This is a genomic window from Alcanivorax sp. UBA3183 (assembly GCF_002364155.1).
GTDB classification, from domain to species: Bacteria; Pseudomonadota; Gammaproteobacteria; order Pseudomonadales; family Alcanivoracaceae; genus Alcanivorax; species Alcanivorax jadensis.
Genome location: NZ_DEXN01000024.1, coordinates 12573 through 35813, shown reverse-complemented (window position 1 = coordinate 35813; position 23241 = coordinate 12573). Strand labels below are relative to the sequence as shown.

Sequence of the window (23241 nt, the reverse complement as noted above, 5' to 3'; positions counted from 1 at the left end):
CTTTATAACGGCACCTTTACCGAGGACATGTTCGAAGAAGCAACGGGCCTTAACGACCCTTACTTGCTCACCAAGCACGAGTCCGAGGCACTGGTGCGTCAGGAGAGCAAATTGCCGTGGCGCATCTACCGGCCCTCCATGGTGGTCGGCCATTCCGAGACCGGCGAAATGGACAAGGTCGACGGCCCCTACTACATGTTCAAACTGATCCAGAAGCTCAAGGATGTGCTTCCCAACTGGATGCCGTTGATCGGTGTGGAAGGCGGCCACTTCAACGTGGTGCCGGTAGACTTTGTCGCTGACTCCCTGGACCACATTGCCCACCAGCCGGACCACGATGGCCAGTGTTTCCATCTCACCGCTGATCGTAGCTACAACCTGGGCGAGCTGATGGACATTATTGCCGGTGCCGCTCAAGCCCCGCGCTGGCCGGTGAAACTGGATAACAGCCTGTTCAATGTGGTCCCCGGCTTCGTCAAGAAAGGCGTCAGCGCCATGACCCCCAAGCTGGTGGTCAACACAGTGCTGGAGAACCTGGATATTCCCCCGTCTGCGCTGCAGTTTCTTACCTTCCCCACCGAGTACGACAACCGTCGGGCCCGGGAGGCTCTGGCCGACAGCAACATCCAGGTACCGGACCTGGAAGGCTATATCCAGCAGCTGTGGGATTTCTGGGAAAACCATCTGGACCCGGATCGCGGCGACCGCAAGGATGAATTGCAGCCCCTGCCCACCCTGCCGGAGCGAGTGGAAGGCAAGGTAGTGATGGTTACCGGCGCCACCTCCGGCATCGGCAAGGCCACCGCACTGAAGCTGGCCCGTGCCGGCGCCACCGTGCTGGTGATTGCCCGTACTGCCGAAAAACTGGAAGAGACCCTGCACGAAATCGACCAGCTGGGCGGCACGGCCCAGGCCTACAGCTGCGACGTGTCAGATCTGAGCAGCGTGGATGATCTGATCCAGCAAGTGACTGCAGACCATGGCCATGTGGATGTGCTGGTCAACAATGCCGGTCGCTCCATCCGTCGTTCCGTGGTGCATTCCTTTGAACGCTTCCACGATTACGAACGTACCATGCAGCTCAATTACTTCGGTGCACTGAGACTGATCATGCAGCTGATGCCGGGCATGATTGAGCGTGGTGGCGGCCACGTGATCAACATTTCCAGCATCGGCGTACTGACCAATGCGCCGCGTTTCTCCGCCTATGTGGCGTCGAAAGCGGCATTGGATGCATTCACCCGTTGCGCCTCCAGCGAACTGGCCCATGAGGGCATTCGCTTTACCACCATCAACATGCCGTTGGTACGCACCCCGATGATCGCGCCCACCAAGATCTATAATCATGTGCCTACCATCAGCCCGGCCCAGGCAGCGGATATGATCTGCGATGCCATCGTGCGCCAGCCCAAGCGCATCGCCACCAACCTTGGCGTGATGGGTCAGGTGATGCACTTCCTGACGCCCAAGGTCACCGAGACCATCATGAATACCGGCTACAAGCTGTTCTCGGATTCCTCCGCGGCCCTGGGCGACAAGGAAAGCTCACCGAAGAAAATTCGCCGCGAACAGGCAGCCTTTTCACGCCTCTTCAAAGGAATCCACTGGTAACAGGCAGGAGACACTACGCAGAGCACGCACCTCACCAGTTGCATGAATGCGTGCCGTAAATAAAGAAAGGCCCCGGAGACCGGGGCCAAAGAGTTTCCGGAGACAACCGGAAGCATACGCAGCGGGATCATATCCCGCTGCTATCCTCTCTCCTTGCCCCTTTCCTCGCCTTGATCGACATCAAGGTTTTTGCCCGTAGCCACAATCTGCAGCTGTCAGTGAAGACAAGCACGCATTCCCAAGCTGACTACACTGAAGCCATGGGACAACTCACGCTTCGCCATCACCCCACCGCCATCGCCCTGTGCCGCGCGCTTTTTCCCGCAGGGGAAACACTACCGGCAGCGGATACCGATGCCCTGCTCGGCAAGATGGATGCGCAACTGGCCGGCCACCCGGCCCTGCAGCGCAGCCTGAAAGCCGGTTTACTGTGGCTGAACAACCGCCATCGACTGGTACGAGGCCAGGCCTTCCATCGAGCCAGCGCGGCCCGCCAGGCCCGCTTTCTCGACAAACTGGCCGCTACGACGGTGTCCGGCAAACTGCTGCGCCTGCTGGCCCTGCCCTTCAAGGCCGCCTATGTACTGGATGATCGGGTGGAGCAAGCCACCGGCTGCCGGGAACCAGTACAACTGCCCGCCCAGACCGAAACCTTTCGCTGGCAACAGCAGATCACCGCCGCCCGGGACTGCAAGGAGGACCTGACCCTGGAAGCGGATGTGGTGATTCTGGGCAGCGGCGCCGGTGGCGCCGCAGCGGCCTACGAGCTGGCCTGTCGCGGCCTGGCAGTGGTGATTATCGAGGAAGGCCAGTATTACGACCGCAGCCATTTCACAGGCAAACTCACCGAGGTGATCCCCAAGCTCTACCGCAGCTGGGGCGCCACCGTGGCCACCGGCAACGCCATCATCCCGGTACCAGTGGGCTGCAATGTGGGCGGCACCACCACCATCAATTCCGGCACCTGCATGCGCACCCCGCCATCAGTGCTGGCCCGCTGGCGGGAGCAGGGGCTGCATGATTTCACCGAGCAGAGCCTGGCACCCTGGTTCGAGGGCGTGGAGCGCATGCTCTGTGTGCAACAGGCAACGGCAGAGACCGTCGGCCCTATTGGCGACATCATCGACCAGGGCGCCGCCGCCAACGGGTTTTTGCAACGCCAGCCACTGATGCGCAATGCCCAGGGCTGTGACGGGCAGGGGCTGTGCCAGTTCGGCTGCCCCACGGATGCCAAGCAATCCACCAACGTGAGCTACATTCCCCGGGCTCTGGAACGGGGCGCCTTCCTGTTCAGTGGTTTCCGGGCCGAACGACTGCATCGCCAAGGCAGCCGCATTACCGGCGTCACCGCCAGCGGCACCAATGCCGCCGGGCACCCGGTAACCCTGCGACTCACCAGCCAGCGCACCATTGTTGCCATGGGCAGCCTGTTCACCCCCATGTTCCTGCAACAGCAAGGCGTGCGCAATCGCCATCTGGGTCGCCATCTGACCCTGCACCCGGCGGGGGTGGTCAATGCCCTTTTTCCGCAACAGGATCTGGCCAACGGTCGCAGCATTCCCCAGGGCTACGGGGTATCGGACTGGGAGGAACAGGGCCTGATGTTCGAAGGCGGCACTATCCCCCTGGCCGGGCACAGCCTTCTCAACCCCCTGTTCGGGCGGGACTGGGTGCGCTTTACCGAAGACTATCCGCACACCGCCTACTTCGGCTTCATGATCCGCGATACCAGCGAAGGACGGGTGCGCCGGGGCCCCCATCGGGGCCTGCCGCTGATCCGCTATCATATGAACCGGCAGGACTTTACGCTGTTTAAACGCGGCATCCATGCCCTGGCATGCTGGTATCTGGATGCCGGTGCCGAGCAGGTTTTAATCCCCGGCCTTAACCGCATCGTGCGCATTCACAACCGCGCCGAGCTGACGCGCTTTCTGCGCTCCCCCCTGAAACCCACCGATTTCCTGATCAGCGCCTATCACCCATTGGGCACTGCCCGCATTGCCGCCTCTCCCCGACAGGGCGTCTGCGACAGCAATCACCAGGTATTCGATAACCCGGGCCTGTATGTGATGGATGGCGCCAGCGTGCCCACCAGCCTGGGCGCCAACCCCCAGGTCACCATCATGGCCATGGCCAGCCGGGCCGCCGACATCCTTGCCCGGGAACTGCTCGACGATATGGATTCCACCCACACACCACCACAAGGAGAATGCGCATGACTTTGGGCCTGTTACTCAAGGAACGCATGAGCGGCTGGCTGCAACTGGACAGTCAGGGCCACCAACAACCCTTCGCCTTCCAGATTCGCGCCTTTACCACCCGCATCTTCAGCGTCAGCGCCCCGCGTTACTTTCGCGGCACTGTCAACCTGGACGGCGAGGACTTCGCCTGCGAAGGGGAACTGACCATTCATCTGAACGGCCCCCATTACTGGCTCACCTTCAACCACCCGGAGCAGGGCATGCTTCGCATGGAAGGCAAGAAGCAATATGGTCGCAACGGCCTGCTCGCCTCGCTGATCACCTGCCCGATGACGGTCTACCGGAACCAGCAGGCCATCGGCCAGGCGGAAGTGGCCTACCGGGAAAGCATGCTGGCCTTCCCGTTCACCGCCCTGCGCCTGGTGGACGAACAACAGGCTTACCAGCAAGATCATAGCGTCAGCTCGCCCCGCTAATCGGCCAGACCCAGGAGCCACGCATGATTCCCTACTACGGCCTGCAGGCACCCGCCAAAGGCGGCCACTACGAATCCTGGTTTGTGCGCGCCAACCACCCGCATAAACCCCAGGCCATCTGGATTCGCTATACCCTGTTCCGCGCCCGGGACCGGCGCCCTGCCCTCGGCGAAGTGTGGGCGGTATGGAGTGATGGTGCCCGGCAATGCACCCACGCGTTCAAGGAAGAGTTCCCCCTGGAAAGCTGCCGTTTCAGCACCTCACAGATGCAGGTGGACGCCGACGATAACCATCTGCAGCCAGGTGCCCTGCAGGGGCAACTGCGCCGGGACAGCGAACAACTGAGCTGGGATCTGCACTACGATGACGGGGAATCCCCACTGCTGTTTCTGCCTGAGAGCTTCTACCTGCGCCCCCTGCCCAAGGCCAAATCCCTGGTCAGCCGTCCCCATATCCGCCTCAGTGGCACCCTGACGCTGAATGGGGAAACCATCGTGCTGGACCAATGGCCAGGGAGCGAAAACCATAACTGGGGAAGCCAGCATACCGACCGCTATGCCTGGGGCCAGGTGGTGGGCTTCGACAATGCCCCGGACGCCTTTCTCGAATGCGCCACCGCCCAGGTGAAGGTAGGCCCGCTGTACAGCCCACAACTGTCCATTGCGGCCCTGCGACTGGACGGGGAAACCCTGCTGTTCAACAGCCTGTCGCGTGCCCTGCGCGCTAATGCGGACTACCGCCCTTTCCAGTGGGCCCTGCAGACCGGTAACGGCGATGCTCGCTTAAGCATCAACATGACCACGGTGGCAGACAGGGTAGCTGCCCTGACCTATTACAACCCGCCCGGCGGCAACAAGATCTGTCTGAACAGCAAACTGGCCAGCGTCACCGTTAGCCTGTCCCGGCGCGGGCAACCGGAACGGATGCTGCACAGCGCCCATGGCGGGGCGTTTGAAATTCTGACGGACCGATTGCCTGCGGGGATGGCTCTGCAGATCTAGTCTGAGCCGTTCGCTTTTGAAAACGCTCCAACGACTCGCCGGAAAGTGGCTGGCAACGCAAACCCACAGGGCAAAACGAGCCTCACTCATTATTTCGGGTCATTACCGCTCTGACGGGCCAGCACCGGAGCCAACGCCGGCGGCGAGTAGGCTGGCCCCTTGAGGACCTTGCCACGAGCATCCTTCACCGGTTTGCCGTCAGCGCCCAGCTTGCTCATATTGCTGCGATGCACTTCCTCGCAGGTGGCATTCAGGTCTATGCCAAAGGTATGCCCGGCACCATAGGTCACATAATTGATATCGGTCAGCGCATCGGCCACCTCTACCATATCCACGCGAAATGACTTGAGCGAAGCCAGTTGTTCCCTGGCCGTCGCCAGAGTATCCAGAAAGGTCTGTTGATCCGCATCGGGCTGCTGGCAGGTAGCTTCGGCCAGTTCATGAAACTCTTCTAGCAGCAGGGCCAGACGCAAACGGATGGTGGCATCGTCCGGCACCACCGGCTGCGGTTCCACCGGCAGGGAAAAAGCGCGATGAAATTCGGCCACCCGGTGAAAATTGCTGGGTTGCTCAGCCTTTGCCATCCACTTCCTCCAGGAATGCGATCATTTCACGGTTAACCTCGGCGGCCTGCTCCATCTGGATCCAGTGCCCACACTGGTCCAGCATCACCGTGCGCAGATCCGGAATATAGTCGGGCATCCGCTGCAGGGCTTTTTGACCAAACACGATCACCGGGTCCTGCATGCCACCGATAAACAGCGTGGGCATGGGAAGCTGCCAGTTATCGTCGTCACGGCTTTCTTCCCAGGACGCATCCATGGCCCGATACCAATTGATCGGCCCGGTAAAGCCGCTGTGCTGGAAACGTTCCACGTAATAGGCCAGATCCTCTTCACGCATCCAGCGCGGCTGCTCGGCAGGGGTAGACATGGATTGCAGGAAACCAGTGTCATCCGGGTGTGCCCGGAAATCAGCGATACCATCCGCTGACAGGCTGTGGAAGATCTTGCGCAGACTGATGGGTACATCTGCTTCCAGCTCCTGCTCCGGCAATTGCGGCTGCTGGAAGTAGAGCATGTAGAAGAAGCGGTCCTCGAACAGCCGCTGCATGGACACGGTGGGGGCCTCCGGGGCCGGCCCGCCATAGGGGACCGACATGCCCACCACCGCACGAATCATTTCTGGATAGCGGCGCGCCACCTGCCAGGTCAGCGCACACCCCCAGTCGTGGCCAATCAGGATGGCCGACTCATGGCCGAGCGCCCTGATCAGGGCGACCACGTCCTCCGCCAGCACGCTTTGCCGGTAGGCATCCACCTCCGCCGGGCCACCGGTATAACCATAACCGCGCAGATCCGGCGCCACCGCGTGGTAACCGGACTGGGCCAGTACCGGCAACTGGTAGCGCCAGGAGGCCCAACATTCCGGAAAGCCATGCAGACACAACACCAGAGGGTTTCCCGGTTCCCCGGCCTCCGCCACGAAAAAATCCAGACCATTGGCAGCCAGCTGCCGCTCACGCATAAATGCCATACTCACTCTTCCCGATTCCGATTCAGCCGGTCTCCGTAGACAACTACTTACCCGACACGACGAAAGTGCTATTGTTAGCATATTCGTCTGCTCATTGTTGTGATGTCGGCGCAGGTGTAAAACCAACAAGAACTCTGCGCCGTATCGGCGGTCCTAGCCGAGGCAGCGCCACTCCGGGCCCACCAAGATTGCCCGGATTGACCTGTGAATCTGACAGCATGATCCGCCGCTGACAAGCGCGCAAAGTGACCGTTACGACTCAAACAGGGAAGCATCGTGACCGAGCCGCAAGGACAAGCCCGCCCCACGAAGCCCAGCCGCATTGGCGAGTGGCTGGCTCCCTATGTGCCGGAATACTTCCCGGTGGCCTGGAAGCTGGGCTTGTCTATTTCCCTGCTGATTCTGTGCGGCATGACCATTCTCGGTTCCCTGCTGCTCAACAATCAACTGGACCGCATGCGCGATCAGGCAGACACCTTCGGTGAAGCCATTGCCCTGCAACTGGCCAATACCGTGCGCGAACCCCTGCTGGCCGATGACACCTTCCTGCTCAAGGTCCAGCTCAATAACCTGACCCGCAGCGACAGCGTGCACGGCGCTGCCTTATTCGACCGCAGTGGCAACCTGGTCGACAAGGCCGGCATATTACCTCTGGCCGCCAACCCGCTTCAGGAACAGATCAAGCACTGGGAGCTGCAGGGTGAACCCATCACCACTTACTACGCTGCCGTGGATGTGAGCGACACCGTCGCCGGTTACACCGCCATTTCCCTGTCCGACCGTCCGATCATGGCCGCCCGGGAGTCAGTACAGGGCACCATGATTAATGCCACGCTGATCATGAGCGTGATCGCCATCATCGCCTCTTTCCTGATCAGCCGGCGGCTGGCCCGTCCTATTCACGATCTACTGGCGGCCACCAGCGCCATGCGTCGTGGCGATCTGAATTACCGGATCCAGGATCGCCGCAATGACGAAATCGGCGGCCTCATCGAGGCCTACAACACCATGGCCCACGGCATGCTGGAAAAAGATCAGGTGGAGCAGGTACTGAAGCGTTTTGTCAGCCCGTCTGTGGCACACAACATGATGGCAGACCTGGACCAGGTGCAGCTGGGTGGCCGCGATGTCCATGCCACCGTGGTGTTTGCCGATATTGTCGGCTTCACCCGGCTGTCAGAGACCCTGCCCCCGGATGCCATTGCCGACATACTCAATGTCTATTTCGATGCCATCACCACCGCCACCACCTTCTACCGTGGCACCATCGACAAGTACATGGGCGACTGCGCCATGATTGTCTTCGGAGTGCCCGAGAAGGATGACGAGCACCTGTTCCATGGGCTGTGCTGCGCGGTCATGATCCAGCGAATGGTAGAACGACTGAACGAGCAGCGTCGCGCCCAGGGCCATACCACGGTGGAATTCCGTATCGGTATCAATTCCGGAGCCATGCTGGCCGGCAACCTGGGCTCCCGTGAGCGCATGCAGTACACCGTGGTCGGAGATACCGTCAACCTGGCCTCGCGCCTGTCCAACATGGCCGGCGGCAATGAGATCATTGCTGCCTCGCCACTGCTGGCCAACCCCAACATCGCGTCACGGGTACGCGCCACTGAATACGGCGCCATGCGCATCCGCGGCAAGGCCGAACCGGTGGGCACGTTCCGCATTGATGGCGTGCACGCCCTGTCAGAAACCCTGATGGAACAGCGCATCGCCCAGTTCCTGGCAAAACTGAATACGGAGTCGCAACGTGCGTAAGGCCGGCCTGGTAATGGCAGCCCTGCTCGGCGGCTGCGCCACCCTCGGCGACCCGGAACGGCGGGTCAGCGAGGCCCTGGCGGAAGATAATTACGCCAGCGCAGCGGCCATCATTGAAGATACACACCCGGATCACGACCAGTATGCCCTGCTGCAAGAGCAGTACCCGGGCATCATTCTGGCCAGCGACCAGTACCGTCAGCGCCTGATTCTTGAAGCCGAGGCGATGAGCCGTAAACAGCGCTGGCAACAGGCCCATACCCTTATTGAGGCCCATCGCGACAAGGTAGTGGACCCCTCTGCCCTGGACGAACTGCTTACTGCCCTGACCAGCCTGGAAGAATATCAGTTCAACCAACTACTGGCTGAACGGCGCCGGGCCCAGGCTCTGGCCCTACAGGAAAGTACCGGCCTGACAGACAAATTAAGCGGCTTTCACCTGCCCCGCGCCAAACAGGAACGACAACAACTGGCGAACGAGCGCTTTGTGGTGGTTGAGGATCTGACCCGGCTGGGGGAGTACTTTGCCCAGCGTCAGCAATGGCTGCTAGCGCGCGACCTGCTGAGTGCAGCTCACCGACTGGCACCGGATCAGCCTCCGTCTGCGCAACTGGCCAAAGCACAACAGATTCTCAATGACGCCAGCCAGCGGGCCCGGGCCCGGCACAATCGCGGCCTGCTCACAGAAGCGGAACAACTGATGGCTCGTTACCAGCGAAATGGTCAGCTGGAATCCTTGCTGGCCGCCCGCCACTTCCTCAAACAGCATCAGAACAATCCGGTTCTGGTTGACCATCGAGAGCGCCTGGAGCAATGGGCGCGACGCCGTTTTAGCGAAGAGATGAATACTGGCGAGGCCCTGTACGCCCGCGGCCAATACCGCGAAGCCTATCGGATCTGGAAGCAGGTAGCCCCCCTCTACCCGGACAATGAAGAGCTGAACAAGAAGCTGGAGCGCAGCCGGCGGGTGCTGGCTAACTTACGCAACCTGCAAGACGACTAGGCAGCCCCCCGAAACATGGCGCCGCGCAAACGACTGGCTGTCGATAAACAGTCATAAAAAAAACGCGCCATGACAGGCGCGTTTTTTTATGACTTGTTAGCGGTGAGGGAATTATTCCTCCTCGCTGTCAGCATCCTCAACCTCAACGTTCTTCGGGGAATCGTTTTGCTCGGCTTCATAGGCATCACGATATTCCGCTGATACGTTACTGCGGCCCTGGAATACTTTCTCAAGACTCACCGGCAGCGGGTTGCGCACTACCTGCTCCAGCTCCCCCTTTCGATTCAGCTCGAACTGCAAGGCAGTAATACCCATATATTTCTGCCGGGTCATGCTCAGCAGCCGTTCGTTATCCGGCAGGATAGTGGGCCGCAGAAAGACCATCAGGTTACTCTTCTCTCGCGAGTTACTGGTCGAGCGGAACAGGATACCCAGCAGCGGGATGTCACCCAGGATCGGCACTTTACGTACCGTCTTGGTGATGTTGTCGCGAATCAGGCCGCCCAGGGCAATGGTCTCGCCATCGTCCGCCAGCACCGTACTTTCCAGCTTGCGAGTGGTGGTAACGATGTCCGCGGCTTCACCGACAGAATCCTTCACCTGGGAATTTTCCTGCTCCAATTCCAGGCGGATGGTGGAGAGCCCTGCCACATGGGGAGTCACCTTAAGACTCAGGCCCACATCTTCACGCTGAATGGTCTGGAACGGATTGGACACGCCGGAGCCGGTACTGGTACTAGTGCCGGTAATGAAGGGCACGTTCTCCCCCACCACGATGGAGGCTTCCTGGTTATCCAGAGTAAGAATGCTGGGGGTGGAAAGCAGATTTACGTCGGTGGACGTGGACAGTGCCTGGATCAGCGCCCCCCACTTCAGATCCCCGTTGGAGTCCTGCTCCCCGAAACCCATGGTAATGCCGTCGCCCAGGGCCAGGCCTGACGGATCATCGGTAGCCAAGGCCTGAACGATGGAGTTAATGGTAAGCCCCGCGTTACCGAAGTTGATGGCGCCGACGCCGCTTTCGTCACTGCCGCCCACATACTGAAAGCCCAGTGCCTTGCCGGTATCACCGGACACTTCCACGATGGCAGCCTCGATAAGAATCTGCGCCCGGCGCACATCCAGCTGGCTGATCACCGACATAATTTCCTTCATCATCGCCGGCTCTGCGCGGATCACCAAGGCGTTGAGAGACTTGTCGGCCTGGATGGAAACCTTGTCACCGGTAATGGATGCCGCTGCGGTCTTGCCATCTGCACCCGGCTTGGCCGCCGAGGCGCCCTCGGCAAAATTCTTCAGCAGCTCGGCCAGCGCTTCCGCGTCACCATGACTGAGGCGCACCACCTGCACGCCGCCTGTGGCACTGGCAGGGGTGTCCAGGTTGCCAATCATCTGTGCCATGCGCTGGCGGGTAATCCGGTCACCCTTGATGATCAGCCGGTTGGTGCGTTCATCCGCTACCACCGTCACACCCCCGTCCTTGGTCTTGCCGCGACGGCCGCCGGTCTGCGGCGTCAGGCTTTCCAGCATTTTCACCATGTCGCCGGCAAAGGCATGCTCCAGCTTGATCACCTGCACGTCCTCAGACTCGGCATTGTCCAGACTGGCAATGATCGCTTCCATACGGCGAATATTGTCCATGTGATCACTGATGATCAGGGCATTGGCCGAGCCCACGGCGGCCAGGTGGCCGTACTGGGGCACCAGCGGACGCAGTACCGGTACCAGCTCTTCCACTGGCGAGTTTTCCACCGGAATCACCCGGGTCACCAACGCTTCGCCTCCAGATTCATTCTTGCCTACCAGCGGCAGGTTGCTTTGCTTGGCGGTGGTGTTGGGAACGATCTTGATAATGTCACCGGACGGCACCGCCGCGTAGCCATGCACCTGTAACACGGAAAGGAACAGCTCGTAGACCTCTGCGGCAGACAGCGCCTTGGTGGACACGACGGTAACGTCCCGGGCACGAACGCGGGGGTCGACCACGAAGTTCTTGCCGGTCATGTCGGCAATCTGGCTAATAAACGCCTGGATATCCGCATTGCGGATATTCACCGTCCAGCTCTTGCCGTCTTCACTGGCCGCAACCTGGGCATGGGCGGAAAAAGCCGTTACCGACAACAGCACCACAATCAGTGTTCGACGTGCCGAGGCTTTGAAAAAGGACATCATAAAACCACTCACTATGGCGGATAATTCACGGTGAATTGCTGATTACCCCGCTGTACCACAATACTGGCCTGCCGGGTTTCCTGGAATGAGCGCAACGCAGCCATATCACCTTCCTCCGTCCCCAGCGAATGGCCGTTGACCGAAAGGATGACATCACTGCTTTGCAAGCCGACCTGACTGATCAACTGCTTGGGGGCCCGCTTGCCCAACTGATAGCCCTGGTTATCCCCCTGAGCCACCGGCTGCAACCCCAACTGACCAATAATGGCCTTGCGTTGACGCTGCATGTCTTCCTCGCTACCTTCCGCAATCTGCGATTGCTGGGGCTCACGTTCCACCGCTGGCTGCCGGGAAACCTGACTGACCCCGCCCAGGGAGCTGTCCGACCAGCGCAGGGTTTCCAGGCGTCCAGCCCGGCGCAGGATCACCCGGTCCGGGTACACCTCTTCCAGGCTGGCATTACCGGGGATACTGTCGCCGATACGGTACAACTCACCTTCCTTGCCCTTTTCGGCAATGATGGCGGACGCTTTTTCGGTATCAGCGGTCTGGAACACGCCAAGTAGTTCCAGACGCAGGCGGGTTTCCGGAGCGTCAGTGGGCTTGTCAGACTGGGGGGCTACCTGCTCGAAGCTTCCGAACAATTGCCAGCTGTCCACCTGGGATTGGCTCAGGCTCACAGTCTGCCCGGCGGAAGCGACCTGCAGGCGGGTCTTGCTGTTGGAGGGGATCGGCTCGTTGGGTCCGTACCACAACAGCCAGAAGGTCTGGGCCAGCACAAAGGCCAAAGCAATCACCAGCAAAACGGCAACTAACCAGCGCACCGGCTTGCTCCACTGCTGATACTGACCCCACGCTGCCCACTGCGACATAACTGTCCGCTCTTCCTTTATCGTTATTGCCGGACTGAAGATACCGGATTTTAAGGCAAATTATTGCAATATAGTGTTACCGGAACAGTTATTTCATGTTCTCGGCCCAGCCAGCCAGGCAAACCTGTACCGACTGTCGCTACCCCCGCGTCAGCGAGAATGGCTGGGACATCTGGAATACCACATCATCCGGGCTGCCACCCTGGCTGACGCCCAGCAACAAAGGCCAGGCGCGCATGACTTCCAGATGGAAACGACCGTCGCTGATTCGCGCCTGAAGCAGGCGCTCCCCCTCAGGATCAGCCACCCGCAGTGTGGGCACCGGACCTTCCATGCTCAAACGGCCTTGTAATTCCGGCACCAAGGCTGAGCCATTGTTCCCCCAGGTCACCCGGCCACCACTGTAATCCAGGGTGCCCTGTAGTTGCTGGATAGTATCATCGGCAATTTGCAGCGCCATCAGCACCGCATCGACGCGGCCATCGGCACCGCCCTGGGGGACATGTTCCGCCACCAACGCCACCGGCAGGGACAAGCGCGCCTGCTCAACCTGCCAGTCACCCCAGTCTGCGCCGACCCAGCCAGACAGGTTTGCCTGCTGGCCCTGATCACTGCGCAAGGCCAGTTGCGCGCCAGGCACCAGGCCATGCCAGTCCAGGGTCCAGTCCAGCGAGCCCTGCAGTTGCTTCCAGCGCCAGCGTGCCTGCCCCTGCCACCAACGGCCACGAGGTTCGGACAGAGTGAGCACAGCGCCGCCCAGCCGCACGGCGGGCACTCGCTCCACCACCACGGCAGCGGGCATGCTGACAATCAAAAAGACCAGCAGACTGGCAATAAAGACCAGTGCCAGCGTCAAAGTACGAGGCATGGCGGTTCTCAGAACGGGATATCGTCGTCAAAATCATCTGCCGGGCCACTGAAGCCGCCCTGATTTTGATTCTGACCGGGGTTCTGGTTCTGATTCTGCTGCGGCGCGGCACTGCCGCCACCGTAATTCTCGTTCTGGTTCTGGTAACCACCCTGGTTACCCTGAGGCGCATAGCCGCCACCCTGGCCACCGCCGCCGTCACCACGGCCATCCAGCATCTGCATTTCGTTGGCCACGATTTCGGTAGTGTAGCGATCCTGACCATCCTGCCCCTGCCACTTGCGGGTACGAATGGAGCCTTCGATATAGACCTTGGAGCCCTTCTTCAGGTACTCACCGGCAATTTCACCCAGCTTGTTGAAAAATACCACCCGGTGCCATTCAGTGCGTTCCTGCATCTGCCCGCTCTGCTTGTCCTTCCAGGTTTCACTGGTAGCCAGACGAACATTGGTGACCGCGCCACCGCTGGGCATGAAACGGGTTTCCGGGTCTGCCCCCAGGTTACCAATCAGAATTACCTTGTTAACGCCGCGCGCCATGTTTCTCTCCGTGACTCTCTAGGTCAGTACTGTTGTAGCCGGCAATGCCCTGTCAGGTAAATCACCGGTTTCTCAAATGCATGTCAGATCAAGCCAAACATTGTGTCAGCTTTGCCCGGCTCCGGCGAGTCCCGCAAGCCGGGCCTCATCCAGTTCCCCGGCATCGACCTTGAGCAGAGCCAGGGCCTGCTCCTCGACGATGACGGTTTCCACCACACCGGGCACCGTCTGCAGCTCACGGGCCAGTTTCTGCCAGTCTTGGCCCGGGGCCAGCATCAGCACCCGGTTATCGAGTTTCGGCAGCTCCCGCAGCCCCGTCAGCACCACCAGCCAAATCGCCGCCAGCACCGCACAACCGTAGAACACCGCCTCGGCGCCCACCCACTGGTACAACGCCCCACCCAGCTGCCCGCCGACAAAGACACCCAGGAACTGGCTGGTGGAGTATACCCCCATGGCCGTGCCCCGAGTCCCCGCCGGCGCCGCCCGGCCCACCAGCGAAGGCAGCAGGGCTTCAAGCAGGTTGAACGCCGCAAAAAACACCAGCAGCGCCAGCACAAAGTGCCACAGCTCGGCACCGGCCAGGGCCAACAGGATCTGTGACACCGCCAGCAATACCACAGCCAATCGCTTCACCGGCACCGCACCACGCCGTTCGGCGCGGATAATCAGCGGCACCATGGCCACAAACCCGGCCACCAGCACGCCCAGGTAGATCAGGCTGTGGCTGCGCAGCCCCAGCCCGAGCCGTTCGCTGAGCAGGGCCGGCACCACCACAAAAGAAGCTGTCATGATCAGGTGCAGGGTAAAAATGCCCAGGTCGAATCGCAGCAATGTTTTATTGGCGAGCACCCGACGGAAGCGCACGCCCACGGGCAAGGCCTCCCCCTGCAATGCCCTGGGAGCCGGTACCACCAGGGCCACCAGCAAGGCAAAGACGCCCATCACCGAGGTCATCCAGAACAGGCCGGACAGGCCCAGCCAGCTGGCCAGTAACGGGCCGAGAATCAGGGCCAGCACAAAGGAACCACCCACGGACATGCCGATCAGCGCCATGGCCCGGGTGCGATGCTTTTCACTGACCACATCACCGATCAGCGCCATGATCACACTGGCAATGGCGCCGGAGCCCTGCAGGGCACGCCCGGCAATGACACCATGGATATGGTCACTCATGGCCGCCACCACCCCCCCCGCCACAAACAGCAGCAGGCCGATCAGCAACAACGGTCGCCGGCCGAAACGGTCGGAAAGCATGCCAAATGGAATCTGCAGCAGGGCCTGCATCAGCCCGTAGGCGCCGATGGCGGTACCGATCAGCAGCGGTGTCGCGCCTTCCAGCGATTGCCCGTAGACCGCGAAAATCGGCAAAATCATGAACAGGCCGAACATCCGCAGCGCAAAGATGGTCGCCAGATAGCCGGTGGTTTTCAGCTCTGTCCGCTGTAGGACACGGGAGGAAGATGCCGACATGAACGCTTGTTGCTCCAAAACGGGTGGCCGAAAGTCACGGCCGCTACAAAAAGGCGGGCAGTGTATCAGATTCCCCACGGGGCCGGACCAGGACACAGTGCCCCACTTTGAGGCCCGGGAATCGTGAAATCAGTAAAACCGGGCAATGGTAAATTGAACCCCGGTCAAAGCGGTGATAAATTCACATGCTGATCAGTTTTTTTTCTTAGGCTCCGCCTGAGACATCATGGACGGCATCGATGAACAGCCCACAACAAACTAAGCAAGTTTACGTAGTAGGCAGCCAGCAACTGCAAAACGCCCTGCTCACCGAATTTCTCGTCAAGGAAGAAGTGGCTACCAAGAGCATTCCCTCAGTTGAGACCATCTCAGTGGAGACCCTGCGGGAATTTGACCAGAACCTGTTTCTGGTGGATTACCACAGTGTGGATGTGAATGAGGTCATCGCCCATCTCCTGGAAGCAGATCAGGAAGTGGACAACGACGTTCTGATCGCCCTGTTCAATGTGGACAGCGACGACTCCCTGTCCCGACTGGCTGGCCTGCCCATGGTCAACGGCGGCTTCCAGCATGACTGCCCCCAGGCACTGCTGAGCAAAGGCATCAAGGCCATTTTCGACGGCGAGTTGTGGTTCCCCCGCGCCGTGTTGCAGGCTTATCTGATGAAAAGCCGCACCTTCAACAAGACCTTCTCCCGCAGCGAGGTGAACCTCACCGACCGGGAAGTGGAGGTGCTGAAAGTGATGGCCACCGGCGCCAAGAACTCGGAAATCGCCACCAGCCTGAATCTGAGCCCGCACACCATCAAGACGCATATCTATAACATCTTCAAGAAAATCAATGCGTCCAATCGCCTGCAAGCGGTGAACTGGGCACAGGAAAACCTCTAGCAACGTTTCATACAACACGCACCTTGCTGCACGCCTTGCGTGCAGCAAGGTGCGTGTTGCGGTCAGCGACCACATTCTTTTGCCCTTCACACGAATTCGCCTATACTGCCCTGTTCATTTTGACAGTAGTCAGGGGTAGTTGATGGATACCATACTGGTTCGCGGTGCACGGACTCATAACCTGAAGAACGTGGACCTGGATATTCCCCGGGACAAGCTGGTGGTGATCACCGGTCTGTCCGGTTCAGGGAAATCCTCACTGGCCTTTGACACGCTCTACGCAGAAGGCCAGCGCCGCTATGTGGAGTCCCTCTCCACCTATGCCCGCCAGTTCCTGTCGATGATGGAAAAACCCGATGTGGACCACATCGAAGGGCTCAGCCCGGCTATCTCCATCGAGCAGAAATCCACCAGTCATAACCCGCGATCCACCGTCGGTACCATCACCGAAATCTACGACTATCTGCGCCTGCTGTTCGCCCGGGTGGGCGAGCCCCGCTGCCCGGAGCATGAAGCCCCGCTGGCCGCCCAGACCATCAGCCAGATGGTGGATCAGGTGCTGGCCATGGAAGACGGCAGCAAACTGATGCTGCTGGCGCCAGTGATCCGCGAAAAGAAAGGCGAACATCTCCACCTGTTCGAGGAGCTGCGTGCCCAGGGCTTTATCCGTGCACGCATCGACGGGCGTATCTACGACATGGATGACACCCCGGATCTGGACAAGAACAAGAAACACACCATTGAAGTGGTGGTGGATCGCTTCAAGGTCCGTGACGACCTGCAGAACCGGCTGGCGGAATCCTTCGAAACCGCTCTTAATCTGGCCGATGACATCGCCATCATTGCCCCCATGGACGGCGACGGCGAGGAAGTGACCTTCTCCGCCAAGTTTGCCTGCCCGCACTGCGGCTATTCGATTCCCGAACTGGAACCGCGACTGTTCTCCTTCAACAACCCGGCCGGCGCCTGCCCCAGCTGTGATGGTTTGGGCATGAAGCAGTTCTTCGACGAGGACAAGGTGATCAATTCCGACGAGCTGTCCCTGTCGGAAGGTGCCATCCGCGGCTGGGACCGCCGCAACGTCTACTACTTCCAGATGCTTAACTCCCTGTCACAAAGCCTCGGCTTCGATATGGACGTGGCACTCAAGGAACTGCCCAAGGACATCCGCAAGAAAGTCCTTCACGGCACCGGCAAGGAAAGCATCGAATTCCGTTACCTCAACGACCGCGGCGACATCATCAAGCGCAACCATCCGTTCGAGGGCATCATCCCCAATATGGAGCGGCGCTACCGGGAAACCGAATCCGATGCGGTGCGCGAAGACCTGCTCGGCTACATGTCCACCTCCAGCTGCCCCAGCTGTAATGGTTCGCGACTGCGCGAGGCGGCCCGTCATGTGTTCATCGAAGAAACCACCCTACCGGAAGTGGTACGACTGGCGGTGGGCAAGGCCCACGGCTATTTCAGCGACCTGAACCTGCCCGGCAGCAAGGGCGAAATCGCCGACAAGATTCTCAAGGAAATCCGCGACCGCCTGCAGTTTCTGGTCAACGTGGGGCTGGAATACCTGACCCTGGAGCGCAGCGCGGAAACCCTGTCCGGCGGCGAGGCCCAGCGTATTCGTCTGGCCAGTCAGATTGGTGCCGGACTGGTGGGCGTCATGTACGTGCTGGACGAACCCTCCATTGGTCTGCACCAGCGCGACAACGAGCGCCTCCTCAGCACTCTCACTCGCCTGCGTGACCTGGGTAATACCGTGCTGGTGGTGGAGCATGACGAGGAAGCCATCCGCCTGGCCGACCACGTGATTGATATTGGCCCCGGTGCCGGCGTCCATGGTGGCCGGGTCGTCGCCCAGGGCAGCGCCCAGGACGTATCCGACAACCCGGACTCTCTCACCGGCGACTACCTGTCCGGGCGCAAACAGATCGCCATCCCCTCGCAACGGCGACAGAATCAGGACGACAAATGGCTGACCCTGCACGGCGCCACCGGCAACAACCTCAAGGGCCACCCGTTGAATATCCCGGTGGGGCTGTTCACCTGCGTCACCGGTGTCTCCGGCTCCGGCAAGTCCACCCTGATCAACAGCACCCTGTACCCGCTGGCGGCCACCAAACTGAACAAGGCCACCACGCTGACTCCCGCCGTCCATGAGTCCATTGAGGGGCTGGAGCACTTCGACAAGGTGGTGGATATCGACCAGAGCCCCATTGGTCGTACCCCCCGCTCAAACCCGGCTACCTACACCGGCATCTTCACCCCGGTGCGCGAATTGTTCGCCGGCACCCAGGAAGCCCGCGCCCGCGGCTATAAACCAGGCCGCTTCAGCTTCAACGTGAAAGGCGGTCGCTGTGAAGCCTGTCAGGGCGACGGCGTGATCAAGGTGGAAATGCACTTCCTGCCGGATATTTATGTGCCCTGCGAAGTCTGCGAAGGCAAACGCTACAACCGGGAGACCCTGGAGATCACCTATAAGGGCAAGAACATCTTCGAGGTACTGGATCTGACCATCGAAGATGCCCGGGAATTCTTTGATGCAGTGCCTTCACTGGCTCGTAAACTGCAGACCCTGATGGATGTGGGTCTGAGTTACGTGAAACTGGGCCAGGCCGCCACCACCCTGTCCGGCGGCGAAGCCCAACGGGTGAAACTGGCCAAAGAGCTGTCCCGCCGGGATACCGGCAACACCCTCTACATCCTCGACGAACCCACCACCGGGCTGCATTTCCACGATATCCAGCTGCTGCTGGACGTACTCAACCGACTGGCGGACCACGGCAACTCGGTCGTGGTGATCGAGCACAATCTCGATGTGATCAAAACTGCCGACTGGATCGTGGACCTGGGACCGGAAGGTGGCGACGGCGGCGGCGAGATCATTGCCGAGGGCACGCCGGAGGAAGTGGCCAAGGTAAAAGGCAGTCACACGGGGCACTTCCTGAAAAACATGCTGGCCTAGCAACACCGTGAACGGCAACACACTTCCCGGCACTGTCACACAGCCGACCTGTGTTACCCACTTGACCGTCACACTGCGCGGACACACTCAGCCTCATCACTCACTGTGGAGGCTGACCATGAAACGGATCTGGGCATTGAAGGGACTCATCGCCACTGTTGCCATCTGCACGGCAACAGTGGCTTGCGCCAACCACGACCCCAAAGGCAAAAGTAAAAGCAGTGTTGAGTTGGGGCCACGCCCCTATTACCTGCTTGCCGACATGGACGAAGGGCCACTCAAGCAAGCCCTGCAGGACTGCGCCAACCAGCCGCGGCCGCAACAGGCCAGCGACTTCTCCATTGGTCATCGCGGCGCCCCCCTGCAATTTCCCGAGCATACCGAAGAATCTTACCGGGCAGCTGCACGCATGGGCGCCGGCATCGTGGAATGCGATGCAACCTTCACCAAGGATCGCGAGCTGGTCTGTCGCCATTCCCAGTGCGACCTGCACACCACCACCAACATTCTCGACACCGATCTGGCCGGCCAGTGCAGCGAGCCCTTTACCCCCTTTGATGGCAGCAACCCGGCCAGCGCCCGCTGCTGTACCAGCGATATCACCCTGGCCCAGTTCAAGACGCTCAAGGGCAAGATGGATGGCAGCAACCCCCGCGCCACTACCGTGGAGGAATACCTGAAGGGCACGGCTGGCTGGCGCACGGATCTCTACAGCCAAAGTGGCACCCTGCTAAGTCACCGGGAGAGCATCGCCCTGTTTCAGCAACTCGGGGTAAAGATGACGCCCGAACTGAAAGCGCCACAAGTATCCATGCCCTATGAAGGGGACTACCGCCAGCAAGACTATGCCAACCAACTGATTGAGGAATATCGACAAGCCGGCGTACCACCGCAAGATGTTTTCCCCCAATCCTTCAACCTGAAAGACGTGCGCTACTGGATCGGCCACCACCCGCGCTATGGCCAACAGGCCGTATATCTGGATGGTCGCGATAGCCAAGGCCTGGATCCACAGAAACCCGGCACCTGGCAACCCGATATGGACACCCTGGCCGGTTATGGCGTAAACATTATCGCTCCGCCCCTGTGGATGCTGGTCACCGTCGATGGGAGCAACCGCATTGTGCCCAGCGCCTACGCCCGGGCCGCCCGCGCTGCCGGCCTGGATATCATCGCCTGGTCCCTGGAGCGTTCCGGCCCATTGGTCAACGGTGGCGGCTGGTACTACCAGAGCATTCAACCTGCCATCAATAATGACGGCGACACCTTCACACTGCTGGATGTGCTGGCACGGGACGTGGGTGTTATCGGCGTCTTTTCCGATTGGCCGGCCACCATCTCCTTCTACGCGAGCTGCCAGAAATTTCTGCATGGCAAGCGTCCCGCACTACCTTAGCGCACGTGTACCACAACAGCAGCGCCCTGTTCCACAGCGGGGCGCTGGCACCCATAAACCGGGTCATGACAATGGCACGCTTTCTGCTTTGATAGATCTGGGCTGAGGCCTTGTTTCAGCCAACGTCAGCTTCCCAGGGCAACCATTCAGAGGAGTACATGAAATGGACGCCACCACCGACCATCGCTGGTTGATGCAGTACAACATCGTCAACCTGGTTAATCAGTGTCGACGTTTGATTCGGGCTGAATTTGACGAAAGCCTTTCGCTAACCGACCCGGCACTGCGCCAGAAACTGGCCCATTATGCTGGCCACACGCGCTCTCAGGGTATGCAACGGCTGTACGGAGAGATTCGCCTGGCGCTGCTGGAGCTGGAAGGCGAAGACCCACCATTGCCTCCACCGGCCAAAGGATCAGTTCGCCTCTATCGGGGCCAACCGGTGGAAAGCCGCAACACTCAAAACGAAAAGGATGAGAGCCGCTCGGTGCAGCGCCAGCGAAAGGGCTTGATGTACCGGGGGCACAAAGTAGCGCAGGGTTAGTTAGCGGGTTGAGTCAGGCAATCAGGCAGAAAACTGGAAGATACTCAGATCCAGCGGCAGGCTTTCACCGAGCCACATCACTAACTCAGTGTGATCACGTAGATCATCACCGCTAAGCCCATGCACAAAAACGGTCAGCCCGTTACGGCTGGCCATCAACCAAGGGATCACATCACCGGCCAGGCGCCGCGGAATGGACAGCTGGCAGCTCCAGAACGGGTGTGGGCCCACCGGCTTGCGGTGCATGTGCCCCATGGGAATATCGAAATGCTGGTGGGCGGCCTGGCACAGCGCTGCCGCCTGGGAAAACGTGGATTCATCGAAATAGACGTGTGCATGAAAGCCGTTGATTGCCATATGCCCTGCCCCTGAGATCTGCTCCGCCTCTCCTGACAGCATAGTACAAGTGCGCCGGCTTACGACAGACATAAAAAAACCGGGCAAGATGCCCGGTTTTTTTGAAGCTTCGACGCTTACTCTTCGTCAGCGTCCGCCAGCTCAGGACGGTCAACCAGCTCAACATAGGCCATCGGTGCATTGTCACCGGCACGGAAACCCATCTTGAGGATACGGATGTAACCGCCAGGACGGCTCTGGTAACGCGGACCCAGGTCATTGAACAGCTTGCCGACCACTTCCTTGGAGCGGGTACGGTCGAAAGCCAGACGACGGTTCGCTACCGAGTCTTCCTTCGCAAGAGTGATCAGCGGCTCAGCCACACGACGCAGCTCTTTAGCTTTCGGCAGAGTGGTCTTGATCACTTCGTGCTCCAGCAGAGACACAGCCATGTTACGGAACATAGCCTGACGATGAGAGCTGTTCCGATTCAGTTTTCTGCCGCTTTTGCGATGACGCATGATTCTGTTCCTATGTTCAGGGGCGCTTCACAGCGTCCACAACAACTAATTAGCGCAATTTGGTGTTCAGCCGGTCATCATCACGGAGGCTGACCGGAGGCCAGTTCTCGAGACGCATGCCCAGTGACAAGCCCTTGGAGGCCAACACATCTTTGATCTCGGTCAGCGACTTCTTACCCAGGTTAGGGGTTTTCAGCAGCTCCACCTCGGTACGCTGTACCAGATCACCGATGTAGTAGATGTTTTCCGCTTTCAGACAGTTAGCGGAGCGAACAGTCAGCTCAAGATCATCCACCGGACGCAGCAGGATAGGATCAATTTCCTCACGCTCCTGCTTCGGCTCAGGCTTGGCATCCTGTTCCAGGTCTACAAACACCGCGATCTGCTGCTGCAGAATTGTTGCTGCACGACGAATCGCTTCTTCCGGATCGATGGTACCGTCTGTTTCCAGATCGATGACCAGTTTATCCAGGTCAGTACGCTGCTCTACACGAGCGGCTTCAACCACGTAAGCCACACGACGAACCGGGCTGTAGCTGGCATCCAGCTGCAGACGGCCAATACCGCGGGTTTCGTCATCATCTGACTGACGAGCATCAGCGGCCACATAACCGCGACCCTTCTGAACCTTCAGCTTCACACGCAATTCGGTGTCGCCAGTGATGGTGCAAATCAGATGATCCGGGTTGACGATCTCAACACTGTGATCACGCTGGATATCGCTCGCGGTAACAACACCCGGGCCCTTCTTGACCAGTTCGAGAGTTGCTTCTTCGCGATCTTCCATCTTCAGGGCAACGCCCTTCAGGTTCAGCATGATGTTGATTACATCTTCCTGAACCCCTTCGATGGAGGAGTATTCATGCTGTACCCCGTCGATCTCCACTTCGGTGATCGCACAGCCGGGCATACTGGAGATCAGGATGCGACGCAGCGCAGTCCCCAGGGTGTGGCCAAAGCCACGCTCCAGCGGTTCCAGAACCACCTTTGCATGGTTCTGATTGATCGCGTTGACCGCGATCGAGCGGGGCGTGAGAAAGTCGTTCACGGCGGTCATAGAGATCCCTCAGGCA

The 23241-nt window shown here is 59.8% G+C and carries 20 protein-coding genes; 10 read left to right on the top strand and 10 right to left on the bottom strand.

Annotation, left to right across the window (positions count from 1 at the left end):
* The 4 genes from B3Q33_RS09730 to B3Q33_RS09715 form a co-directional block, all read left to right on the top strand.
* The coding region (locus B3Q33_RS09730; RefSeq protein ID WP_286827503.1) for an SDR family oxidoreductase at positions 1 to 1611 on the top strand (1611 nt) is incomplete at its 5' end.
* 218 nt (positions 1612 to 1829) lie between these two features.
* The gene (locus B3Q33_RS09725) at positions 1830 to 3830 is read left to right on the top strand and encodes a GMC family oxidoreductase (RefSeq protein ID WP_272962186.1); all 2001 of its coding nucleotides are present in this window, start codon (positions 1830 to 1832) and stop codon (positions 3828 to 3830) included.
* Positions 3827 to 4288, top strand: coding sequence for a hypothetical protein (locus B3Q33_RS09720; protein WP_272962185.1), 462 nt, complete (start codon positions 3827 to 3829; stop codon positions 4286 to 4288). Before B3Q33_RS09725 ends, B3Q33_RS09720 begins: the two co-directional genes overlap by 4 nt.
* Positions 4289 to 4311: 23 nt before the next feature.
* Complete coding sequence (locus tag B3Q33_RS09715) at positions 4312 to 5289, top strand: tocopherol cyclase family protein (RefSeq protein WP_272974731.1); 978 nt, start codon at positions 4312 to 4314, stop codon at positions 5287 to 5289.
* A gap of 89 nt (positions 5290 to 5378) precedes the next feature.
* Here B3Q33_RS09715 and B3Q33_RS09710 read toward each other — a convergent pair whose 3' ends face one another.
* Both B3Q33_RS09710 and B3Q33_RS09705 read right to left on the bottom strand, forming a co-directional pair.
* Complete coding sequence (locus B3Q33_RS09710; protein ID WP_272962184.1) at positions 5379 to 5873, bottom strand: nucleoside triphosphate pyrophosphohydrolase family protein; 495 nt, start codon at positions 5871 to 5873, stop codon at positions 5379 to 5381.
* Positions 5860 to 6825, bottom strand: coding sequence for an alpha/beta fold hydrolase (locus B3Q33_RS09705; protein ID WP_272962183.1), 966 nt, complete (start codon positions 6823 to 6825; stop codon positions 5860 to 5862). The genes B3Q33_RS09710 and B3Q33_RS09705 overlap by 14 nt, the downstream gene beginning before the upstream one ends.
* A gap of 276 nt (positions 6826 to 7101) precedes the next feature.
* Here B3Q33_RS09705 and B3Q33_RS09700 point away from each other — a divergent pair, with 276 nt between their 5' ends.
* The gene (locus B3Q33_RS09700) at positions 7102 to 8589 is read left to right on the top strand and encodes an adenylate/guanylate cyclase domain-containing protein (RefSeq protein ID WP_232222141.1); all 1488 of its coding nucleotides are present in this window, start codon (positions 7102 to 7104) and stop codon (positions 8587 to 8589) included.
* Positions 8582 to 9592 (top strand): hypothetical protein, encoded by a 1011-nt coding sequence (locus B3Q33_RS09695; RefSeq protein ID WP_272962182.1) that lies wholly within the window; start codon positions 8582 to 8584, stop codon positions 9590 to 9592. The genes B3Q33_RS09700 and B3Q33_RS09695 overlap by 8 nt, the downstream gene beginning before the upstream one ends.
* 111 nt (positions 9593 to 9703) lie before the next feature.
* Here B3Q33_RS09695 and gspD read toward each other — a convergent pair whose 3' ends face one another.
* From gspD to B3Q33_RS09670, 5 genes are all read right to left on the bottom strand, one after another.
* Entirely contained in the window at positions 9704 to 11764 is a 2061-nt protein-coding gene (gene gspD / locus B3Q33_RS09690; RefSeq protein ID WP_272962181.1) for a type II secretion system secretin GspD, read from the bottom strand.
* An 11-nt stretch (positions 11765 to 11775) separates the two neighbouring features.
* Positions 11776 to 12636: a type II secretion system protein GspC gene (gene gspC, locus B3Q33_RS09685; protein WP_035249975.1), complete on the bottom strand. Its 861-nt coding sequence runs from the start codon at positions 12634 to 12636 to the stop codon at positions 11776 to 11778.
* Positions 12637 to 12775: 139 nt separating this feature from the next.
* Complete coding sequence (gene gspN, locus B3Q33_RS09680; protein WP_272962180.1) at positions 12776 to 13504, bottom strand: type II secretion system protein N; 729 nt, start codon at positions 13502 to 13504, stop codon at positions 12776 to 12778.
* An 8-nt stretch (positions 13505 to 13512) separates the two neighbouring features.
* Complete coding sequence (gene ssb / locus B3Q33_RS09675) at positions 13513 to 14043, bottom strand: single-stranded DNA-binding protein (protein ID WP_035249972.1); 531 nt, start codon at positions 14041 to 14043, stop codon at positions 13513 to 13515.
* 105 nt (positions 14044 to 14148) lie between these two features.
* Positions 14149 to 15516 (bottom strand): MFS transporter, encoded by a 1368-nt coding sequence (locus B3Q33_RS09670; protein WP_035249970.1) that lies wholly within the window; start codon positions 15514 to 15516, stop codon positions 14149 to 14151.
* 239 nt (positions 15517 to 15755) lie between these two features.
* Between B3Q33_RS09670 and B3Q33_RS09665 the strand changes: the two genes are divergently transcribed.
* The 4 genes from B3Q33_RS09665 (at position 15756) to B3Q33_RS09650 (ending at position 21311) form a co-directional block, all read left to right on the top strand.
* Positions 15756 to 16406 (top strand): response regulator transcription factor, encoded by a 651-nt coding sequence (locus B3Q33_RS09665; RefSeq protein WP_035249967.1) that lies wholly within the window; start codon positions 15756 to 15758, stop codon positions 16404 to 16406.
* A 142-nt stretch (positions 16407 to 16548) separates the two neighbouring features.
* Positions 16549 to 19371, top strand: coding sequence for an excinuclease ABC subunit UvrA (gene uvrA, locus B3Q33_RS09660; protein ID WP_272962179.1), 2823 nt, complete (start codon positions 16549 to 16551; stop codon positions 19369 to 19371).
* Positions 19372 to 19489: 118 nt separating this feature from the next.
* The gene (locus B3Q33_RS09655) at positions 19490 to 20767 is read left to right on the top strand and encodes a glycerophosphodiester phosphodiesterase family protein (protein ID WP_272962178.1); all 1278 of its coding nucleotides are present in this window, start codon (positions 19490 to 19492) and stop codon (positions 20765 to 20767) included.
* 163 nt (positions 20768 to 20930) lie between these two features.
* Positions 20931 to 21311 carry a hypothetical protein gene (locus B3Q33_RS09650; RefSeq protein ID WP_035249960.1) on the top strand — a complete coding sequence of 127 codons (381 nt, stop codon included), beginning with the start codon at positions 20931 to 20933 and terminating at the stop codon, positions 21309 to 21311.
* A gap of 21 nt (positions 21312 to 21332) precedes the next feature.
* Here the strand turns inward: B3Q33_RS09650 and B3Q33_RS09645 are convergent, their stop codons facing one another.
* The 3 genes from B3Q33_RS09645 to B3Q33_RS09635 all read right to left on the bottom strand — a co-directional run bounded on the left by B3Q33_RS09645 (position 21333) and on the right by B3Q33_RS09635 (position 23225).
* Positions 21333 to 21668, bottom strand: coding sequence for a DOPA 4,5-dioxygenase family protein (locus B3Q33_RS09645; protein ID WP_272962177.1), 336 nt, complete (start codon positions 21666 to 21668; stop codon positions 21333 to 21335).
* Positions 21669 to 21784: 116 nt separating this feature from the next.
* On the bottom strand, positions 21785 to 22168 hold the full coding sequence (gene rplQ, locus B3Q33_RS09640; protein ID WP_035249956.1) for a 50S ribosomal protein L17: 384 nt from the start codon (positions 22166 to 22168) through the stop codon (positions 21785 to 21787).
* A 49-nt stretch (positions 22169 to 22217) separates the two neighbouring features.
* Positions 22218 to 23225: a DNA-directed RNA polymerase subunit alpha gene (locus tag B3Q33_RS09635; protein WP_035249954.1), complete on the bottom strand. Its 1008-nt coding sequence runs from the start codon at positions 23223 to 23225 to the stop codon at positions 22218 to 22220.
* Positions 23226 to 23241: the final 16 nt, after the last annotated feature.

Excerpts from the sequence above, each read along its gene's own strand:
- B3Q33_RS09720 (WP_272962185.1), top strand. The coding sequence starts at position 3,827 with ATGACTTTGGGCCTGTTACTCAAGGAACGCATGAGCGGCTGGCTGCAA.
- B3Q33_RS09715 (WP_272974731.1), top strand. The coding sequence starts at position 4,312 with ATGATTCCCTACTACGGCCTGCAGGCACCCGCCAAAGGCGGCCACTAC.
- B3Q33_RS09710 (WP_272962184.1), bottom strand. The coding sequence starts at position 5,873 with ATGGCAAAGGCTGAGCAACCCAGCAATTTTCACCGGGTGGCCGAATTT.
- B3Q33_RS09705 (WP_272962183.1), bottom strand. The coding sequence starts at position 6,825 with ATGGCATTTATGCGTGAGCGGCAGCTGGCTGCCAATGGTCTGGATTTT.
- gspD (WP_272962181.1), bottom strand. The coding sequence starts at position 11,764 with ATGATGTCCTTTTTCAAAGCCTCGGCACGTCGAACACTGATTGTGGTG.
- gspC (WP_035249975.1), bottom strand. The coding sequence starts at position 12,636 with ATGTCGCAGTGGGCAGCGTGGGGTCAGTATCAGCAGTGGAGCAAGCCG.
- gspN (WP_272962180.1), bottom strand. The coding sequence starts at position 13,504 with ATGCCTCGTACTTTGACGCTGGCACTGGTCTTTATTGCCAGTCTGCTG.
- ssb (WP_035249972.1), bottom strand. The coding sequence starts at position 14,043 with ATGGCGCGCGGCGTTAACAAGGTAATTCTGATTGGTAACCTGGGGGCA.
- B3Q33_RS09670 (WP_035249970.1), bottom strand. The coding sequence starts at position 15,516 with ATGTCGGCATCTTCCTCCCGTGTCCTACAGCGGACAGAGCTGAAAACC.
- B3Q33_RS09665 (WP_035249967.1), top strand. The coding sequence starts at position 15,756 with ATGAACAGCCCACAACAAACTAAGCAAGTTTACGTAGTAGGCAGCCAG.
- uvrA (WP_272962179.1), top strand. The coding sequence starts at position 16,549 with ATGGATACCATACTGGTTCGCGGTGCACGGACTCATAACCTGAAGAAC.
- B3Q33_RS09655 (WP_272962178.1), top strand. The coding sequence starts at position 19,490 with ATGAAACGGATCTGGGCATTGAAGGGACTCATCGCCACTGTTGCCATC.
- B3Q33_RS09650 (WP_035249960.1), top strand. The coding sequence starts at position 20,931 with ATGGACGCCACCACCGACCATCGCTGGTTGATGCAGTACAACATCGTC.
- B3Q33_RS09645 (WP_272962177.1), bottom strand. The coding sequence starts at position 21,668 with ATGGCAATCAACGGCTTTCATGCACACGTCTATTTCGATGAATCCACG.
- rplQ (WP_035249956.1), bottom strand. The coding sequence starts at position 22,168 with ATGCGTCATCGCAAAAGCGGCAGAAAACTGAATCGGAACAGCTCTCAT.
- B3Q33_RS09635 (WP_035249954.1), bottom strand. The coding sequence starts at position 23,225 with ATGACCGCCGTGAACGACTTTCTCACGCCCCGCTCGATCGCGGTCAAC.